General features: G+C 50.7%; 10 protein-coding genes. 4 read left to right on the top strand and 6 right to left on the bottom strand.

Annotation, left to right across the window (positions count from 1 at the left end; all coding sequences use genetic code 11):
- Window positions 1-30 precede the first annotated feature (30 nt).
- The 6 genes from nadA to ACL9RG_RS11615 all read right to left on the bottom strand — a co-directional run bounded on the left by nadA (window position 31) and on the right by ACL9RG_RS11615 (window position 5,760).
- Window positions 31-1,074: a quinolinate synthase NadA gene (gene nadA, locus ACL9RG_RS11640; RefSeq protein WP_422792775.1), complete on the bottom strand. Its 1,044-nt coding sequence runs from the start codon at window positions 1,072-1,074 to the stop codon at window positions 31-33.
- Between the two features lie 299 nt (window positions 1,075-1,373).
- The gene (locus ACL9RG_RS11635; RefSeq protein WP_422792774.1) at window positions 1,374-1,874 is read right to left on the bottom strand and encodes a protein disulfide oxidoreductase; all 501 of its coding nucleotides are present in this window, start codon (window positions 1,872-1,874) and stop codon (window positions 1,374-1,376) included.
- Window positions 1,871-2,596 (bottom strand): DsbA family protein, encoded by a 726-nt coding sequence (locus tag ACL9RG_RS11630; protein ID WP_422792773.1) that lies wholly within the window; start codon window positions 2,594-2,596, stop codon window positions 1,871-1,873. The genes ACL9RG_RS11635 and ACL9RG_RS11630 overlap by 4 nt, the downstream gene beginning before the upstream one ends.
- Entirely contained in the window at window positions 2,596-4,629 is a 2,034-nt protein-coding gene (locus ACL9RG_RS11625; RefSeq protein WP_422792772.1) for a protein-disulfide reductase DsbD family protein, read from the bottom strand. The genes ACL9RG_RS11630 and ACL9RG_RS11625 overlap by 1 nt, the downstream gene beginning before the upstream one ends.
- Window positions 4,630-4,679: 50 nt before the next feature.
- A complete protein-coding gene (locus tag ACL9RG_RS11620) occupies window positions 4,680-5,069 on the bottom strand; it encodes a copper resistance protein (protein ID WP_422792771.1) in 390 nt (129 codons plus the stop codon).
- 496 nt (window positions 5,070-5,565) lie between these two features.
- Window positions 5,566-5,760, bottom strand: coding sequence for a hypothetical protein (locus ACL9RG_RS11615; protein WP_422792770.1), 195 nt, complete (start codon window positions 5,758-5,760; stop codon window positions 5,566-5,568).
- Window positions 5,761-6,142: 382 nt separating this feature from the next.
- Here ACL9RG_RS11615 and ACL9RG_RS11610 point away from each other — a divergent pair, with 382 nt between their 5' ends.
- The 4 genes from ACL9RG_RS11610 to ACL9RG_RS11595 all read left to right on the top strand — a co-directional run bounded on the left by ACL9RG_RS11610 (window position 6,143) and on the right by ACL9RG_RS11595 (window position 20,490).
- On the top strand, window positions 6,143-7,189 hold the full coding sequence (locus ACL9RG_RS11610; RefSeq protein WP_422792769.1) for an LLM class flavin-dependent oxidoreductase: 1,047 nt from the start codon (window positions 6,143-6,145) through the stop codon (window positions 7,187-7,189).
- Window positions 7,190-7,202: 13 nt separating this feature from the next.
- Window positions 7,203-7,766, top strand: coding sequence for a GNAT family N-acetyltransferase (locus ACL9RG_RS11605; RefSeq protein ID WP_422792768.1), 564 nt, complete (start codon window positions 7,203-7,205; stop codon window positions 7,764-7,766).
- Window positions 7,767-8,743: 977 nt separating this feature from the next.
- Window positions 8,744-19,324: an amino acid adenylation domain-containing protein gene (locus tag ACL9RG_RS11600; protein ID WP_422792767.1), complete on the top strand. Its 10,581-nt coding sequence runs from the start codon at window positions 8,744-8,746 to the stop codon at window positions 19,322-19,324.
- Window positions 19,321-20,490 carry an FAD-dependent monooxygenase gene (locus ACL9RG_RS11595; RefSeq protein WP_422792766.1) on the top strand — a complete coding sequence of 390 codons (1,170 nt, stop codon included), beginning with the start codon at window positions 19,321-19,323 and terminating at the stop codon, window positions 20,488-20,490. Before ACL9RG_RS11600 ends, ACL9RG_RS11595 begins: the two co-directional genes overlap by 4 nt.
- Window positions 20,491-20,508: the final 18 nt, after the last annotated feature.

Raw genomic sequence — 20,508 nt, 5'->3', positions numbered from 1 at the left:
TTTCCTCAACGGTTGTACATCTTCTTTCACCTACCTTTTCAGCCGTACGGCAAAATCAAGCATGCGATTCAGTGGAACAAGTGCTTTCGCGCGAATCGCGGCGTCTACCTGAATTTCATGGTGTATCCCGCCCTGTTCTAATCCTTCGGCAATCGCTTTTAGACCGTTCAGCGCCATCCATGGACAGTACGCACAACTGCGGCAAGTAGCACCTTCACCAGCCGTCGGTGCAGCAAATAGCTCTTTATCCGGACAGACCTGTTGCATTTTGTAAAAAATACCGCGATCGGTGGCCACGATCAGTTGCCTATTCGGCAGATTTTTTGCCGCTTGGATAAGCTGACTTGTCGCCCCTACGACGTCAGCCAAATTGACTACTCCCAGTGGCGACTCTGGATGCACCAATATTGCTGCATCCGGGTATAAGGTTTTCATGCGTATTAACGCCTGAGTTTTGAATTCATCATGGACAATACAGGCGCCATGCCAACACAAGATGTCCGCTCCGGTCTGCTTCTGCACATAGTTGCCAAGGTGGCGATCCGGGGCCCAAATGATTTTCTCCCCCAGACTGTCGAGGTAATCAATTAATTCAACCGCAATACTGGACGTCACCACCCAATCGGCGCGCGCTTTCACCGCCGCTGAGGTATTCGCGTAGACCACTACGGTACGATCGGGGTGACTGTCACAAAAAGCGTGAAACTCTGCTTCGGGGCATCCCAGATCAAGAGAACATTCCGCATCCAACGTCGGCATCAGTACTTGTTTTTCTGGGTTGAGAATTTTGGCGGTTTCACCCATAAAACGTACGCCAGCGACCAGCAGAGTTGAGGCCGGGTGAGTACTACCGAAACGTGCCATCTCCAACGAATCTGCCACGCAACCGCCAGTTTCCTCCGCGAGGGACTGAATTTCCGGGTCGGTATAATAATGTGCCACCATCACCGCATTGCGCTGCTTGAGCAAGATTTTAATCTTTTCTCGATAAAACATTTTTTCCCCGGCATCCAGTGGCACTGGTTTGAGCGGGAACGGGTAAATCTGTGCATTGATATCAAACATTTCACTCATTTTACCGCCTCATGATCGATGGACGCCTTACGGTCATATCTTCTGTATCTACCCCTCAAGTTTTATATACTAAACACAATGCCGTTATTTATGCAAAAAAAAACCATTTTTTTGTTTTGATGTTTTTTTTGTTTAATATTTTAAATTTAGTAAAGATGGGAGATAACCAGGGGGAACAAACGCTGGGGTTGTAAGTTTACAGGGATAATTATGGCTTCACAGACTACTGCCGGCCGAGTTCAGCGAAACAGTAACCCACTTTCCCATGGCGGCCTTAAAGCGCCGCCATGGGAGTTAACTTAGAATGCGGCCCACCATAATCTAAATTTCAATCCCCAATAGCTGGTCCAGCCGGTAGTGCTTTGTACAACCTGACCTTTATTGATGATCACAAAAGTGGGTGTCACGCCAATATTCCAACGGGCAGAAAGAGAACCTTGTGGATCATTAACCACCGGTATCTTCATGCTTTTCGCCGTTAACCAGCGTTCTACCTGCTGGTTATCGCCTGAACGTAAAGCGATGCTCAGAATGTTTTCTCCATTACCAGCCAGCTCGCTTACCGTTGGCGTAGTGAATTTACACACGCCACACCATGTCGCCCAAAAATAGACTAATAACGGCTTATCCTGGCTACGTTCAGCCAGAGATAAGGTTTCGCCATTGAGGGTTTGCAACACCTGAGTATCAAATTCAGGTGGTGCCTGTGGCGCGCGAAACATATCCATCGCAAACGTAATAACCAGCAGCAGAACCGCCAATACGGCCAGTTCTTTTGCCCAACGGGTCAGCCTTTTCATTTTTTGATCTTGGCCAGTTGCTCTTTAATGACGTCTTCAAGCTGTTCATAAGAAATGGCACCGGGTACAAGCTCATCGCCAATTAAAGTTGCCGGCGTTCCTTGAATGCCGAGCTGCTGTGCCAGCTGCATGTTAATCGCCAATTCGCCGGCGCTTTCTTCATTAGGCTCGACGTGTTTTACCCCGGTTTTTTGTTCCGCCGCGGCGATGCTGGCATCATCATGGAAGCCTTTTTTCGCCATTAACCGTTGATGCAGCGCCCAAAACTGTTCTGGATGCTGCTTCCAGGTGGTTAAAGCAATACGCGCTGAGCTCACCGAGCTTTCACCTTTAAACGGTAGGAATTTAACCACTAACGCCACTTGCGGATACTGTTTGATAATCTTCTCTAGTAACGGGTCAAAGCGCTTGCAGTATGGGCAGTTATAGTCGGTAAACAACACCATCGTTAGCGCGGGTTTCTCTGCCCCCATGCGCGGACTGTTAGGGTCTTCAAACAGTATTTTGTGTTGTTGTTTAATGATTTGGCTTCTCACCTGCCCTTGTTCTTGATCCGCCTGTTGCTGCCAGGCATCGGCTGCCTGAGCCAGAATATCCGGGTTGGCGACCAGCGTTTCACGGATCATCTGTTTAATGCGTGCTTCTTGTTCTGGGGTGAACGGCGCGGCGGTTGCCCAAAGTGGGGTCAAAACTAACATCAATAGTATGGTGAAAAGTTTCATTATTGGTTTCCTTTGGCTTCGGCCATGTTATCCAGGACGGACTGACGAGTAAGTAGCGGAGATAAGATCACGCCATGAGGCATACCCGGACCGTAAATTTGGTTAAAAGGTACCGCGACACTGCCGCGTTTTTGTAAGAAGGCGCTGATTTCAGCAGATGGGCGACTCCAGTCACCGCGTAAGGCGACAACATCATCAGCTAGTAATAGTTTTTGCACATCACTGCGCATCAACACATTGAATTTATTAGCCTTACAGGTTACGCACCAGTCGGCTGTCACATCGATAAATACGCGCTTGTTGTCAGCCAACGCTTGAGTAATGGCCTGCTCTGACAGCGGTTGCCAGCGCACGTTATCCTGTAGAGGCTGCCGCCAAAGATTGGCTGTCAACGAACCAATTAGCAGCACAACTCCTATCAATAGCAGTATGCCTGCTGTGAGTAATCCGGCTGTGCGCCAGCCACGGTAACGAACCACTGCTACTAGCATAATCAGCAGTAAAACCGCGGCAATTCCCCAAGTAATGACCGCACCAACATGCGGGATCATCAGACTCAGTAACCACAGACAGGAAATAAACATCAACAAGCCTAGTGCCAGGCGCACTTTATTCATCCAAAGCCCGGGACGTGGCAGGCACAGTGCCAACGATGGCCAACCAGCGATCAGCAGCCAAGGCAGACTCATGCCGATGCCTAATGCAATAAACAATCCCCATAGCACTGGCAGTGGTGCGACTAAGGCAAAGGCGACGGCAGTCCCAAGGAATGGCGCCGAACAAGGCGTGGCTAATAGCGTGGCAAATGCGCCCTGCCAGAAATGTCCGCTAAGTCCATGCTGGTTGTGCGTTGCCAGACGAGTGTTCAACGATGATGATAGTTGTAGATGGAACAGACCAAAAAGATTAGCGCTGAAGGCGAACGTCACCAGTACCATAAAGCCGATAAACAACGGATTTTGGAACTGAATTCCCCATCCTAACGCGTGATTGCTTAAACGCAGGACAGTCATTAACAACGCAAGTGCCAGGAATGAGGCCACAATGCCGGTTGATGAAGCAATAAATTGCCAGCGAATACTGCGCCGATCGCGCTGTTCTACCTGAAGAATCGAGCCTAATTTCATGCCCAAAACCGGTAAAACACAGGGCATTAAGTTCAGAATAAAACCACCGGCTAGCGCCATCAGCACAACTTGCCATAGCGGCATCGCATCATTGCCTTCAATGGCTAGCGGCGAACCAATGCTAACGGTTAATTGTTGGGATATCCCGCCATCTGCCAGCACTAATGAAAGTGACTTACCTTTTAAATCTGGTGCGGCATCACCCCAACCGTCGCTTACCGGTACGCGGGCGGTCATCTCTTCACCACGAACGACAATCGTTGGCTTGCCTAAATCCGTGTCCGCCAAGGTATCGAAAAACAGCGCCGGCTGTTGCCAGCCTTCTGCACGCTGAGCGTGGATTTGCAATTCACCACTACGATATCCAGCCTGCACGTCTTTCACTAAACCGTCAGCGATCGGTACTTGCCCCATCGCTTGGGCAAAATCGTGATTAAACTGATCGTCGTTAGCGGAGGTCAGATCAAGTTTGAACGGATAATCCGTCAGAATGCAGACATTGCTGCAGGTTGACAGCGTCAACACTCCTGACAACTGTGTCGGCACTTCACCCCGAATTACGATGGGTAATGTGACTTTCTGGTGATAGCCCTGAGTCGAGATCCCCGCCACATTAAAACGCGATGGCGTTGGCCAGAACCACTGAATATCCGAGAGTTGATGGTCCCAATGAATCGAAGGCGCAATGCCGCCTTCCCCCGGAGAACGCCAATAGGTTTTCCAACCTTGTTGCAGTTCAACGCTGAGCAGCAGGCGAGTTTCGCCCTGTTGGGAGGTATCAGCACGCAGTTGGACTGCGGCATGAGTGTTTTGCGGGCTTTTTAGCCAACCACTATCCGCCGCCTGAACCGCAGGCAGCAATAGCAATATCAGACAGGCAATACCTGTTCTGATGATATTTAACATGTTGTTTCTCCATAAATAAAAATATCAACCGAACCTAGCGGACGGTGTTTTTATTCACGGAAGACGCATAATCGAAGATGGACCCGCAGGGTCGTCGGAGAGATAACTCTTGGTGGAGGCAGCGTGAGGCGTGCCAGTATCACCGGAGCCAAAAGTAAGATCAGCAGCGCCAGCCCAAATAAGGCGGCTTCAAACAGAATTGGCGGTACCGAGAAAAGAGATTTTGAACTGAGTTCACAGGGCGTGGATTGGGCTTCAGCCGAACTTTTACTGGCATCTTGACCGCTCAATTCGACAGCAGGAACTGAACTTGACACGGGTTGCCAACCCGTAACGCGTTGCAATTGACTAAAGCCCGCCATGCGCTGCGTCATACATGTCAGTACGACCAGGCAAGCCAGGAATAGAAACCATTTTGCAATACGTTGCTGTTTAACCATGCCATCCTCAAGCGGTAAGTGCCGAGTATTATAGTGGCTGAATGCGATTGGTCAAAATTTTATGTAGAAATCATGTTGAACTGGATGATTTCGCATGGCAGCAGTTCGCTACCTATCTTGACCCAACTTTAAGATTTTCGCCCAGTTAGCTGATGATGGCGCTTAAAAATATCATCATCCACAGTCTATTCATAAAGTTTATGAATAAATAAAAAGGCCTATAGTTGCATAACAACTATAGGCTCAACAATTGAGAAGAAAATTATATAAAAACATCTAACCTATACTGCTGGGGGAGAGAGAGTAGTACTGCGTTACCAATAAAAAAACGAACGAGCATTTAATTCAATAACAATGTTGAAATTATTACTGAAGATAAAAATCGGCCTTAAATAGTTCCACGTTATTTACTGACAGAATTAATATCGACAGAAAAAGATATTAAGTGAGGCACAGTTCGTTCCAATAACTGTAACGCACTGTGCGTTGATAATCTCTACTTCTGACGATACCAAGAAGGGTCAATGTTACCTGTCTCAATACCATATAAATTTCCAGTAGGAAGGATAGCTTCAAAGATACGATTAGTGTCTACGCCAGACTCAGCACTGAGAACTGACGCGCATTTGCTTTTAACACGCTGCAAAAATGAAGGTGCAGATGTAGGTTTGCTCAGGTTTCGTTGCGACATAAGATTCTCCGTACTGTTAAGTGGGTGTCACGGGTTGATGGAGTCAGTTAAACGCAGAATAATCAAAGATTGAAATACTCATTTAAGATTAATATATCTTTAATTTATCTATACCAATAAACGCCAAGATGAAGGCAGCCAAGACGGAGAGAATATGTTGCTAGTAAATTCATTTCTTATCTCAGGATAGCAATTATTGTTGTTTTACATCTTTGCTCCCCTTTATCAATAATCGATTAATAACCATCATATTTGAAGTTGTCTCTACGTTGGGATCACTTGACCGTAGTCAGTTCATCGGGATGCATTCCCTTTCCGCCTTGAGGCAACGTCAATTATTTGGGACGTATACCAGATTAATTCATTATATAGGGGTCAAATTATGGGATATTTGCTAAGCATACTGGATAAAAGTCCAGTCAATGCGAATGAGCACCCGACTCAAGCGCTAAAAGATACGTTGGCGTTAGCACAGAAAGCGGAGCAATGGGGTTATCACCGTTTTTGGCTGGCCGAGCATCATAATACTCAAGAGGTGGCAATTTCGTCCCCTGAAGTCGCTATTGCCTGGATAGCCGCGCATACCAAACATATTCGTGTGGGATCTGGCGGCGTGATGTTACAGCATTACAGCCCTTATAAAGTGGCGGAGAATTTCAACCTGCTGGCTTCCCTTGCACCGGGGCGTATTGACCTCGGAGTGGGCAAAGCCCCCGGCGGTTTACCGCTATCTACCCGCGCTTTACAAGACGGTATCGATGCACAAAAAAAAGGGGATTTCCCCGCTCAGCTGAAACAATTGAATGCCTGGTTGCATCCTCATGTTGATGCGACAGAAAAAGACACGCTGTTTGCTACCCCGCTACCTCATCAGCCAGCAAACGGCTTTTTATTGGGTGCCAGTGAACAAAGCGCAGAACTCGCTGCCAGCCTGGGCTGGGGGTTTGTCTTTGCCGCTCATTTGAATGCCGATGCCGAGACAATTGCGCGTTCACTTGCACTCTATCATCAACAGTTACCCGGCCGACGTGCGATATTGGCGGTGCCGGTTATTGTTGCTAACACAAGTGAAGAAGCCGACCGACTGGCAGGCGATCGTCAGCAATATCGAGTGACCGCAGATAACGGACAAAAAGTCACGGTAGGCAGCATAGAACAGGCCGAAGCTTATATTCGCCAATCTAGTGCTGCGACTCATAAGATTGAAGAACGACAATCGACCATTATAAAAGGTACCGCTGAGCAAGTTCATGCGCAGTTAGCCGCGCTGCAAAAACAATATGGTGTTGAGGAGTTTGTTATTGATACTCCCTTGGCCGATCCACAGGCGCGTTCAACCTCTCTGGAGTTATTGGCTGCTTGGCAATTATCGGCTCATCCAGAGCTTAGCCACACCATTAATAAGCGTTCTGCTACAGCAACAGTATAAGAATAAGAGAGGAATGATGAGCGACATTATCAGGTTGGCCAAAGAAGACGAAGCGGAGGAACTGCACGCGTTATTGCAGCGCGCCTATGCCCCCTTACTGGCGATGAATATTCATTTCACCATCACGCAAGCCAGTGTTGAGGATGTTCGTGAAGTTATTCGTAAAGAATCCACCTTTGTGCTTGAGAGCGAATATGGGATCACCGCCACCTTGACCGCTCGCTTTCCCTGGACAGCAGATAATCATGATGTCGCGCCTTGGCCTTTTATTCATTGGTTTGCCGTTGATGACCGTTTTAAAAAACAAGGCCAGGGTAATAAACTACTGACTTACGTCGAAGAAACATTTTTGAATAATACCTTAAAAGTACCAGCTGTTTATTTGGCGACCGCCATTCGCCATCCCTGGCTAACCGCATTATATCGGCGCCGTGGTTATGAGCCTTTTCATACAACGGTCACACCACTCGGCGTTGAGTTGGTGTATCTACGAAAAATACTCAATCAGGCGTTGTATCAAAACAGTAAACAGAAAGAATACATCCGCACGGTACCTGATACGCCTATTTTTGCCTGATCGCTGTTTTACCTAATAACTATTTTATCTAATAAATGGCTTAACTAATAACTGTTTGGTTCGATAAACTGTAACGATACTGCAATTATGATAGTCACCATGCCCCGCTTTCTCTCCTACCTAGGGCTTTGAAGCCCTACTGCACGAAACCACGCTACGCGTATATTTTTTAAGCTATCAGGGCGAGTGACAAAATATGCATTTTGTTTACTCCCCCCCGTTAACGCCAGCACAGATAAGGCTTTCATCATTTTTAGCGTTAATAAACCCGGTAATGAAATCAACGTAAAACGATCCGTAAAAGCGACGAATTTAATAGATTTAACACCATATCGAATCATTCTTCCCACGCTAATCATAAATATGTGTATTTAAGATTACACTTAGGAAAAAAATCCTTCCTCAACTTGAGGTAAATCCGTTATTTATCGCGAATAAACTAAATATTCGATGGGCACTGGATTTTAGTTATGGTGCGTAGTATAAAGATGAAACCTCTTTTTTTTAATATTATTGACGACAATACTTTAGAATTTCCGATTATTGATATGAATGTATCACACTCATATATATACCGGTTACTCGTACCCCTGCACGTTTAAAAGAGGAAAGAAAATTATCTCAGATAATGAGATTCAATAGCCAATTAATTAATAGTTGTATTTAATTGTTTCAAATATTTTCAAAGAATAAAAATATGTTTTACCTGGCAATTTAATGACTCATTCCGTCAGGAGTTTTTCAATGCTTATTTATTCGATTAGTAAAGTAGGTCCGAGAAATAACGTGACTCTGGAAACCAGATTATAGCCAGCATCGCGCTCATGAAAATTTAAATAATCTCCCTGCGGAGATATACCAAAACAGTTAGAAAACACTAATCAGGCCTGTCGCTGATAACAGGTGTAGGCACTGGTGGATACTAAAATGGGAAGATTACCGTGACGAGTCTTAGTAATTTGAATGCAAATGCCAACATGTCTTCAGCTGACTTACCAATGTTCGATAATGAAAGTCCAGATTTTGAACTCACTTCCCCTCAGCAAGGCATCTGGTTTGATCAGATAGCCAACCCCGAACTCCCCTATTACAACATTGGTATGCTTCTTGAAATCAAGGGCGAATTAGATGTAGCGCTGTTCGAACAAGCGTTTCAGTTGGTTGTCGATCGCCATGAATCTTTGCGTCTGGTTCTCAGTGTGCAGGATGGCAATGTACGTCAGAGAGTCGCGCCTTACGTCAAATCTAAGCTGAGTGTCGTTGAGCTTTCTGGCGAACAGACGAGCGAAGAACATGCAAGGGCGTATCTACAAGAGATTTTTCGTCAACCGTTCAATCTGCTGGGTGAAGCGCTTTGGGAAGCCAGGTTAGTTCGCTGCGGGCCAGAGCGATACTACTTGCTGCATCGCAGCCACCATTTGGTATGTGACGGTGTCACGGCCTATTTACTCCTTCATGCCGTTGGTGGTGCTTACAACGGTCTGCTGCGTGGTGATGATAATCCTCCGCCAGGAAACTCTTATCTCTCGTTCCTTGCAGAAGACCGCGCTTATTTAGAATCAAGCCGTTTCGAACGTGACAAGGCTTTCTGGACATCGTTGTATGCCGAGTTGCCACCGGCCTTGCTACAGCCACGTATTACCGCTACAGACAAACGCCCGGCGGTCAGTGCGCTAAGCCAAATGATGATCCCTCGGGTTTTGTTTAATAACCTTGAGCAGTTTGCAAGAAGTAAGGGTTTATCACTCCCTCATGTTTTCATGAGTACCATCAGTACCTATTTCAGCCGTACCACGGGCGTCGATTCTATCGTGATTGGCACGCCGGTCCACAACCGGACAACGACTTATCAGAAAAACACGGTGGGGATGTTTTCCTCCTTAAACCCTATCCGTATCGATGTGGACTCCGACGCCTCGTTTCTGGAACTGATGCAAACGACGTCTTCCACGTTGCGCCAGAGCTATCGGCATCAACGCTTCCCTATAGCAGAACTTAACCGAATTTTAAAACTGGGCCAGGCGGGCCGTCGGCAACTGTTTGATCTATCACTGTCTTTTGAAAGTCTTGATGGAAATATGGTATTTGGCGACAGTCCGATAGAATTAATCCCACAGTACAACGGATATGAGCGCCTGCCGCTGGCGATTTTCGTTTGTGACTACAACCCAAATGAAGACGTTTATCTGGACTTCAACTTCAATACGGCGTTTTTCACGCTCGAACAAGTCCAGCAGATTCAAACACGCATTATTTCAATGCTGCATCAGGTCGTCGAACAACAAGACACGCCGGTTTCGCACTTCCCAATTATGCCAATGGCTGAACGGCAGCAAGTGTTACAGACATTCAATGCCACTGAATGCCTGTATTCTCAAGACGAGTTTATACACACATTCTTCGAGCAACAGGCGGAACGCCAACCGGACGCCTGTGCCGTTCGCGATCACAACGGCGAGGCGCTGACATACGCCGCACTGAACCATAAAGCTAATCAACTGGCGCATCACTTGCTTGATATCGGGGTCACACCAGATAGCCGCGTGGCGATCTGCGCCGAACGTAGCGCATCGATGGTCATTGGTTTACTGGCGATCCTAAAAGCAGGCGGTTGTTATGTGCCGTTAGATCCCACTTATCCAGCAGACCGCATAGCCTACATGCTGCAGGACAGTGCTCCCGTTGCCATCCTGGCGCAAAATGCAACATTAAGTTCACTCTCAAGTGCGTCAGTGCCGGTGATTAATCTGGATATTGTGTCATTGCAGGAGCAATCGGTTGCCAATCCACAAATACCAGGCCTGACTGTCACCCATTTGGCCTACGTGCTCTATACATCAGGCTCTACCGGTACGCCTAAAGGCGTGATGAACGAGCACCGTGGCGTAGTCAACCGCCTGCGCTGGGCGCAAGACGTCTACGCCGTCAATGAAACCGACCGCATTCTACAAAAGACCCCTTTCGGCTTTGACGTATCGGTCTGGGAATTCTTCCTGCCTTTGCTCGCCGGTGCCCAGTTACACATGGCGCGGCCGGGCGGCCATCAGGATCCGGCTTATATCGCAGACATCATCCGTGAACGCGGCATTACCCTGATGCACTTCGTGCCCTCGATGCTTGATGTCTTTTTGGAGCATGGCGACAACCAAGGCTTCAACGATCTGCGGCACGTGCTGTGTAGTGGTGAGGCCTTGCCAGGGCATCTGGTTCGTCGTTTCAAGGCACAACTGCCACACATTGCGCTGCATAATCTATATGGCCCGACCGAAGCGGCTATCGACGTCACCGCATGGGATTGCTCGGGCTCCGACACGCCTGACAATACGCCAATCGGCAAACCGGTAGCCAACACCCATATTTACTTACTTGATGCCCATCAACAGCCCGCTCCGCTAGGCGTTGTGGGAGAGATTTACATCGGTGGAATTCAAGTTGCTCGCGGCTATCTGAACCGTGAACAACTGAGCGCCGAGCGTTTTCTGACCGACCCATTCAGCAATGACCCAACAGCACGTCTCTACCGGACCGGCGATCTCGGCCGTTGGTTAGCGGATGGTACCGTGGAGTATCTGGGGCGTAATGATTTCCAGGTGAAAATCCGTGGCTTGCGTATCGAGCTGGGTGAAATTGAAGCGCGTCTGGCCGACCACGAGGCGCTAAGAGACGCCGTGGTCATAGCCCGTGAAGATGTACCGGGCGATAAACGTCTGGTCGCCTATTTCATCGCCGATGCAGAAGTCAGCCCTGACGAACTGCGCGCGTTTTTACAGACACAACTGCCGGATTATATGGTCCCTGCGGCCTACGTGCGCCTGGAGTCTCTGCAACTGACCTCAAATGGCAAACTGGATCGTAATGCCCTGCCTGCTCCCGGTCAGTCATCGCTGATTAGCCGCGAATACGAGGCGCCGATTGGCGATACCGAAATCTCCATCGCTGATATCTGGAAAACGCTGCTGGGTGTTGATCAGGTTGGTCGCCATGACCATTTCTTTGAGCTGGGTGGGCATTCGTTGTTGGCCGTCAAGCTGATAGAACATATGCGACAAATTGGCTTGAGCATCGATGTTCGTGTGCTGTTCAGTCAGCCGACGCTAGCTGCCCTGGCGGCTGCCGTCGGCGGCGGTACGGAAATAGTGATACCGGCTAATTTGATCCCCGAGAACTGCGAACGCATCACCCCAGATATGTTGCCGCTGGTCGCACTTACTCAGGAGGCTATCGACAACATTGTGGCCAAGGTGCCAGGAGGCGTCGCCAACGTACAGGATATCTACGCCCTGGCGCCGCTACAGGAAGGTATTCTTTATCATCATATCTTCGCTGAGCACGGCGATCCCTATGTGCTGAAATCCGTCTTTGCCTTCCAAGATCAAGCCAGCCTGCACGCTTTCAGTCAGGCACTACAACAATTGATCCAGCGTCACGATATCCTGCGCACCGCCCTGTTATGGGAAGGACTGGACGAATCGGTACAAGTCGTGTGTCGTCATGCCACTCTGGCGACGGAAACTCTCGACCTTGATCCGGCACAAGGCGATATCGCTACGCAACTGCAACAGCGTTATGACTCGCAACACTATCGCCTGGATCTGGGACAGGCGCCGCTAATGCGACTGGTCAGCGCCTACGATGCCCCTCAACAGCGTATTGTCTCGCTACTGCTGTGCCATCACCTCGTGCTCGACCACACGGCTCTGGAAGTGATGCGTGAAGAAATTCAGGCTCTGATGCAGGGTCAAGGCCATGACCTACCGGCCTCGGTGCCGTACCGCAACTATGTAGCTCAGGCTCGTCTTGGTGTCAGCATCGAAGCCCATGAAGCCTTCTTCCGCGACATGCTCGGCGATGTCGATGAGCCGACTTTGCCCTTCGAGCTGCGCGATGTACAAAGCGACGGGAGCGCAATTGAAGAGGTTTATCACCGTATTGATAGCACCTTAAGCCAACGCTTGCGTAAACAGGCTCGGCTATCCGGGGTAAGTGCGGCCAGTCTGATGCACCTAGCCTGGGCGCAAGTCGTCGGACGTTTTTCAGGACGCGATACCGTGGTATTCGGTACCGTGCTGGTCGGTCGTATGAGCGGTGCAGCGGGAACAGACCGCGCATTGGGTATGTTCATCAATACCTTGCCAATCCGTATAGACTTAGAGCAGCAGCAGGCACAGGCTGGCGTTCAAACGGCTCATGCACAGTTGTCTGCACTACTGGAGCATGAACACGCTTCGCTAGCACTGGCACAGCGTTGCAGCGGCGTGTCGGGCGATCTCCCGCTGTTCAGTGCTCTGCTCAACTACCGACACACTGACGGCGAAGCCTTGAGTAAGGACGCCGGCGCAGTATGGGCTGGCATTCAAGTATTGAACGTTGAGGAGCGCAGTAATTACTTATTAGCATTGAACGTAGACGATCTGGGAGAGGATTTCATATTCAATGCCCAGACCGTTGTCGAAATTGGCGCACAACGTGTCTGTAATTATATGCAGGCCGCATTAGAAAGCCTGGTCGATGCGCTTGAATATGCACCTCAAGCCCCATTACACAGTCTCTCACTTTTGCCTGAACAAGAGCGCCATCAACTGTTGGTCGATTTCAATGCCACTGACGTCGATTATTCGTTGGATCAGACGCTGCACGGGTTGTTTGAAGCACAGGTCGAACGCACACCACAAGCGGTTGCGGTGGTGCACGGCGATATCCGCATAAGTTATGGTGAGCTAAATAATCGGGCCAACCAATTGGCCTATCACCTGCTCGAGATCGGGGTACAACCCGATAGCCGGGTGGCGATTTGTGCCGAGCGTAGCGAGTCGATGGTCATTGGTTTACTGGCAATCCTAAAAGCGGGTGGCTGTTATGTGCCGTTAGATCCCACTTATCCTGTGGACCGAATTGCCTATATGCTACAGGACAGTGCTCCCGTTGCCATCTTGGCGCAAAATACAACATTGAGCCTGCTTTCGAGTGCTTCGGATACGTCAGTGCCGGTCATTAACCTCGATGCCCAGCCATTATCGTCTCAATCGATTGCTAATCCACGACTACCGAATCTGACCTCAGACCATTTGGCCTACGTGCTGTATACCTCCGGCTCCACTGGCATGCCTAAAGGCGTGATGAACGAGCACCGTGGCGTAGTCAATCGCCTGCGCTGGGCGCAAGATCTTTACACCGTCAATAACACTGACCGCGTCCTGCAAAAGACCCCCTTCGGCTTCGACGTATCCGTTTGGGAATTCTTCCTCCCGTTGCTCGCCGGTGCCCAGTTACATATGGCACGTCCGGGCGGTCATCAGGACCCGGCCTATATTGCACAAATAATCCGTGAACACGGCATTACCGTGATGCACTTCGTGCCGTCGATGCTCGATGTCTTCCTCGAGTATGGCGACACCCAGGGTTTCAGCGATCTGCGGCACGTGCTGTGCAGCGGAGAGGCCTTGCCAGGACATCTGGTTCGCCGTTTCAAGGCGCAACTGCCACACATTGCACTGCACAACCTGTATGGTCCGACCGAAGCGGCTATCGACGTCACCGCATGGGACTGCTCAGGCACCGATACACCTGATAACACCCCAATCGGCAAACCGGTGGCCAACACCCGTATTTACTTGCTTGATGCCCATCAACAACCTGTTCCATTGGGCGTTGCGGGAGAGATTTATATCGGCGGGGTTCAAGTTGCACGCGGCTATCTGAACCGTGAGCAACTGACGGCCGAGCGTTTCCTGAAAGACCCGTTCAGCGATGCTCCCCATGCGCGCCTCTATAGAACCGGCGATCTGGGCCGTTGGTTGGCCGACGGGACCGTTGAATATCTGGGGCGTAATGACTTCCAGGTGAAAATCCGTGGCCTGCGTATTGAACTCGGTGAAATCGAAGCGCATTTGCTGGCCTACGAAGGTGTCAGAGATGCAGTAGTGATCGCTCGCCAGGAAACCGAAGGTGATGCCTATTTAGTTGGCTACTTGGTCGGCAATACCGCAAACGAGATTTCTGTGCAGGCGTTGCAGGAGTATCTGCGCTTACACGTCCCCGACTACATGGTACCGAGATATCTTATCCAGCTCGACCAGTTCCCGCTCAATGTCAACGGTAAGCTGGATCGCAAAGCCTTGCCAGAACCTGAACATACTCAGGAAAACACCGAAATAACCGCGCCATCCACCGCGCTGGAACACGCGATCGCGCAGCTGTGGAAAGACAACCTGAAACGAGATGTATTAGGCGTACATGATAACTATTTCATGCTCGGCGGTGATTCTCTGAAAGTCATCCATCTGCAAATCAAAGCGCGTGAACAAGATATCGCGCTCACGCTGGCGCAGATTTATCAGAACCCAACCATCGCTCAACTGGCTAAGTTGGTTAATACCCAGCAGGCCGTGCCATCACAATTGTCGTCCGTAATGCATGTGCAGCCTTTTGCCCAAGTTTCAGAAGAGTACCGCTTGGCCAGCGAAGGCATGTTCGATGATATGTTCGCCGCGTCTCAGCTCCAGGTCGGTATGATCTACCACTCGATGATGCACCCGGACTCGGCTATCTATCACGACATCTTCCGCTATCGACTGCGTCTGCAATGGGATGCAACATCATGGAGCCAAGCTTGCACCGCCTTGATTAAACGTCATCCGGCCTTGCGTATGTCGTTTGATTTAAGCCACAGCGAAACCCCTATGGCGCGCGTGCACTCCACGGTGATATCACCTGTGCAAGTGATGGATGTTATCGCGTTGAGCCCAACAGAGCGGACACAGGCAGTGGCCACTTATGTTGAAGAGCGTAAGCGTCATCGCCAAGATTGGCAGCAGGCGCCGCTGTATCAGTTCGGTGTATTTGTCTCCGCAAACGACATTGACCTGGTATTTAGCTTCCATCACGCCATCCTCGACGGTTGGAGTGTTGCAACGCTGATGCGCGATCTGATCACGCTCTATACCTCGGCACAGCAAGCAGATGTCCTGCCAATCCTGACCACTACGCCAGCTGACTTTATCGTCTTGGAGCAGCAGGCCGTGGCAACGGATGAGCATCGCCTGTTCTGGAAAGAATACCTGCAAGATGCGCCGGCCGCCTCGATGACCAGTTGGGCTCATGTGCTCGCTCCAGATGCACTACCACACCGCTCGGCCTATCGTGAAATGCCAGCGGCAGATCTGGTGCGACTCGAGGCATTCTGTACAGCACATGACTTGCCGTTGCGCTCAGTCTTACTGACGGCTCACGGCTTTGCACAAGCCATCATGTCCAACCAGCAAGAAGTGCTGTGCGGCGTCATCAGTCACGGTCGGCCTGAGTTCGAGGATGCCAGCGCGATTTTAGGTCTGTTCCTCAACACCCTGCCTATGCGTCTTAACACGTTGGGCAAAAGTTGGGTTGAACTGGTTCGCAACGCGATCGCTCAGGAACAACAGATGTTTGCTCATCGTCGCTATCCGTTTGCGCTGATCCACCGCGAAACCGATATCGCCTTGAATGTCGTATTCAACTATGTCGATTTTTATGTGCTCAATGATGTGTTGTCCCAACACGATGAAATCCTTATCGATTGGGACACCACCGAAGCCAGTAACTTTGACCTGCTGACCACCATCGGCCGTAATCAAAGCACTGGATCACTGATGGTAAAAATGGATTACCGCACTGCCCGCGTTGCCGAAAATCAGGCCCAGGCTTATAGCGAGTATCTGGTGCGCATATTGGCATTGATGGTAGATGCACCGCATGCCAGCCCTAGTATACCGGCGTGGTCACCGGCTCTCGAACAGACCACACTCACCCCGGTTGCGACATTTGATCGCGTTAATCTGGCGAGTATGTTGTTAGACAGCTTTGCCCGCTATGAGCAACGAACTGCCATGAGTTTCGGTGAAACCCAGCTGTCATATCGACAACTGAGAGACGCCAGCGCACAAATGGCGAGCTGGCTGCATCGGCACAACATCGGTCGAGGAGACCGAGTCGCAATCATGATGCCGCGTTCGCCGGAGCTTATCGTGGCGCTGCTCGGTGTTATCGCATCTGGCGCCGCGTATGTACCGATTGACCTCAACTTCCCGGGCGATCGTATCCGCATGATTCTCGACGACTCGCAGCCTAGTTTGGTTCTGTTCGCCGATGCCTCTGAAAGGTTACTGGCTTCACTGCCGGAACACACCAACAGACAGCATTGGGATAGCGTGAGCGCAGAGTTCGACCATAACCTAGCGCGCTGCTATCAGCAGGTAGCCGCCCTCGCGGCGGACATTAAAGCCGAGGACAATGCTTACATACTCTATACGTCGGGTTCGACAGGCCGTCCAAAAGGTGTGGCGATGCCACATCGTGCCTTGAGCAATTTGATCCTCTGGCAGAATCGAGAACAGGCACCGGGTATTAACCAGCTTGTCTCATTGAAAACCCTGCAATATTCATCTATCTCATTTGATGTCTCGTTCCAGGAAATTCTATCGACTCTCACCTGCGGTGCTGAGCTGGTGATTATCGAAGAGGCGCTGCGTTATGACTTCATCAAATTGTTGAAGTTGATCGACGCACAGCAGATTAACCGCCTGTTCTTACCTTACGTCGCCTTCCAGGGGTTGGCCGAAGTGGCGATGCAATTGGGCATTTATCCCCTATCACTGCGTCGAATCAACGTGGCCGGTGAACAGTTGAAGATCACTCATGAGATCCGCGACCTGATTAGCCACCTCGACGATTGTCAGGTGGAAAACCACTACGGGCCAACCGAGTCGCATGTCGTCACGCGTCTGAAGCTCGACGGTGAAGCTGCAGCCTGGCCAAGCATGCCGTCGATCGGTACGCCTGTCGACGGAGTAACAATGCATGTTCTGGATGCCACAGGCCATGCTTGCCAAGTCGGGGTAATAGGCGGGCTGTTTATTGAAGGTCCTTGTCTGGCAAACGGCTACTGGGGTCGCACCGATTTGACCGAGGAACGCTTTATCTCTCGGCAAATAGAAGGCCAAACTCGCAGGTTATACGAAACCGGAGACATCGGTTTTTACCTGCCTGACGGCGAGTTGGTCTATCAAGGCCGTAGTGATGCTCAGGTCAAGATCCGTGGCTACCGTATCGAGCTGGGTGAGATAGAAGTCGCGATGCTTGGCTCTGCCCGATTCGGCGCGGACATCCAGCAAGTCGCCGTGATCGACAAGCCTGCAAACGATGGCAGCCGCTATCTGGTGGGCTTTGTGCAGACAATGCCGGGAAGCGTGCTGGATCTGGATCAACTCAAAGCCGAGATGCGTCTGGCGTTACCTGATTATATGGTGCCAAACACGCTGGTCAGTATTGAGCAACTCCCTGTCGGTCCTACCGGAAAAATCGACCGCCTGAAACTGCAAAAGGTGGAGATTCAACATGCCTTGACGCGGCCATTCACCGCGCCGCGAAATGCCACTGAAATCATGTTGCAAGGTTACTGGCAGGAAGCATTGGGTCTGGAAGATATCAGTATCCATGACAACTTCTTCGAGGTGGGCGGTAACTCGCTCAAAGCCGTACAGCTGGTCGCGAAGCTGGTGATACATCAAGGACTGGAGCCATCATTATCCGACTTCATCCAGGCTCCAACGATTGCTGAATTTGCCCAAGTGCTGCAACGGACCGAAAGCGAACACACCGAGACAAGCACACTGGTGGACTTCAAGAACGCGCCGGGCAAACCACCGGTGTTCCTGGTCCACCCGATAGGCGGTAACGTGCTGTGTTATGCGCCGCTGGCGCGCAGCCTTAAGGGCCAGGTTAATCTTATGGCATTGCAGGCACCGGGCTCCTGGGACGACCGTGAACCAATCCGAACGGTACTCGGCCAAGCGGTGTACTACGCAGATGCTATCGAGCAAGTCGTCCCGCATGGTGCGCTAAATATCGGCGGCTGGTCGTATGGCGGCGTCGTAGCGTATGAACTGGCCTGCGAGTTGCAGCGTCGCGGGCGGCTAATACACAACCTGTTCTTGCTCGACACCATCGTGCGTATCAATCAAGGCCAGGTACAGGTCGAACGCTCTGAGTTCCTCAACTGGTTCATGTGGGAATTGCTCAGCGGTGACGGTCAGAAGGAATACGACAGTGAGCCGATGGACTTCTCATTGATGAGTGATGCAGAAGCCTTCACTGCAATCCGGCAGACCGGTATCAATATGGGCAGTTTCGACGAAAACCTGACGGTGGCGACACTGGATCAGTTGTTCCGAGTATTCCATGCCAACTGGCAAGGAATGCTGGAGTACGGCTTCCCGCCACGAGACTTGCCGGTGACGCTATTCGCGGCGGATGTCGAACTCCCCGGCGTATTGCAAGGCCCGCATGAGCTGGTGGGTACAGCCTTTAACGATCCGTACCGCGGGTGGCGCGCAGTTTCTCCTCAGGTACAGCGTATTAGCGTAGAAGGCGACCACCTGACGATGATGCGCGACCCCTATGTACAGCGGGTTGGCAGCTTCATCAAGTTACATATGGATATCGCACTAACAGGCAACGTGGAACACGAGGCCGGACTCACAACGCCGTCAGATTTGAATGGCTTGATACAGGTGAAAACAGCATGACAGAACGTAGAAAAGCCATTATCGCAGGCGCCGGTGTCGGCGGCCTGACTGCGGGCATCGCACTACAACGAGCGGGATGGCAGGTAAAGATATTCGAGGCGGCGCCGATGCTGCGCACCGGCGGCACCGGTTTATCTATTATGGCTAATGCCATGGCGGCACTGAATTCGATCGGTGCCGATGGGCCGGTCGAACAAGCAGGCCAGGTGATCCGCAAGTTCTATTTCAAAAAACCGGGGGGAAAGCTTATCAGCCGGATCCCGATTAATGAGATAGGCGAGCAATTAGGCCACCCCAATATCAGCATCCAGCGGCCTTTGCTATTGCGTGCGCTGGCACAACAGCTGGCACCCGATACGCTGGTCACCAGTATGCGCTGCTCAGGGTATACGAATCACGCCAATGGCGTGACCGTAAGCTTTGAAGATGGCAGCACCCATGAAGCTGACCTGCTAATTGGCGCGGACGGTTTCAACTCGGTTATCCGCCGACAGATGCTGGGCGATACACCGATACGTCATCCTGGCTATATCGCATGGCTGGCGGTCACGCCGTTCAGCCATCCGGTCATGACTGAAGGTTACGTCGCGCACTATTGGGGCCGCGGCAAGCGCTTCGGCGTTTGTAGTGTGGGCAATGGGCATGTCTATTGGTGGGGCACCTGTAACCAGAAAAACGCCTCACCCGACGATTATAGCGTCAGCAAACAGGATGTGCTCGATGCCTATGCTGGGTGGGCGCCGGAAGTCTGTGCCGCCATTGAGGCAACGCCCGAGGATATTATCTTTAAAATACATGCCAGGGATCGCCAACCCGTTGAACAGTTCTGCGACGGACATGTCGCGCTGTTGGGCGATGCGGCTCATCCGATGTTGACGAGCCTGGGTCAAGGGGCTGCACAGTCTATCGAAGACGCAGTAATACTGGCAGAACGACTGGCAACGACCCCAGATCTGCGCACCGCTCTGGAGGAATACCAAGCGTATCGACATCCCCGCGCGAACGAAATGGTCAACTCAGCACGTTTCATGAGTGGCATCGAGCAGGTAGAATCCGGCATCGCCTGCTGGCTGCGCGATTGGTATATACGCCTGACGCCTAAGAACAACATGCGTAAAAAGAACCTCAATATCCTGTCGTTTAACTCAACAATGGGTAAGAAGTGATCCACTGACTCTGTTGCA

This window comes from Rouxiella sp. Mn2063 (assembly GCF_049319665.1).
Lineage (GTDB): Bacteria > Pseudomonadota > Gammaproteobacteria > Enterobacterales > Enterobacteriaceae > JBMOUD01.
The sequence above is the reverse complement of the archived record's forward strand: the minus strand, read 5'-3'. Positions and strand labels throughout refer to the sequence as shown.

What these genes read in the sequence shown, in the direction of transcription:
- ACL9RG_RS11630 (WP_422792773.1), bottom strand. Translation starts at nt 2,596, where the DNA reads ATGAAACTTTTCACCATACTATTGATGTTAGTTTTGACCCCACTTTGG.
- ACL9RG_RS11615 (WP_422792770.1), bottom strand. Translation starts at nt 5,760, where the DNA reads ATGTCGCAACGAAACCTGAGCAAACCTACATCTGCACCTTCATTTTTG.
- ACL9RG_RS11635 (WP_422792774.1), bottom strand. Translation starts at nt 1,874, where the DNA reads ATGAAAAGGCTGACCCGTTGGGCAAAAGAACTGGCCGTATTGGCGGTT.
- ACL9RG_RS11605 (WP_422792768.1), top strand. Translation starts at nt 7,203, where the DNA reads ATGATGAGCGACATTATCAGGTTGGCCAAAGAAGACGAAGCGGAGGAA.
- nadA (WP_422792775.1), bottom strand. Translation starts at nt 1,074, where the DNA reads ATGAGTGAAATGTTTGATATCAATGCACAGATTTACCCGTTCCCGCTC.
- ACL9RG_RS11610 (WP_422792769.1), top strand. Translation starts at nt 6,143, where the DNA reads ATGGGATATTTGCTAAGCATACTGGATAAAAGTCCAGTCAATGCGAAT.
- ACL9RG_RS11625 (WP_422792772.1), bottom strand. Translation starts at nt 4,629, where the DNA reads ATGTTAAATATCATCAGAACAGGTATTGCCTGTCTGATATTGCTATTG.
- ACL9RG_RS11600 (WP_422792767.1), top strand. Translation starts at nt 8,744, where the DNA reads ATGTCTTCAGCTGACTTACCAATGTTCGATAATGAAAGTCCAGATTTT.
- ACL9RG_RS11620 (WP_422792771.1), bottom strand. Translation starts at nt 5,069, where the DNA reads ATGGTTAAACAGCAACGTATTGCAAAATGGTTTCTATTCCTGGCTTGC.
- ACL9RG_RS11595 (WP_422792766.1), top strand. Translation starts at nt 19,321, where the DNA reads ATGACAGAACGTAGAAAAGCCATTATCGCAGGCGCCGGTGTCGGCGGC.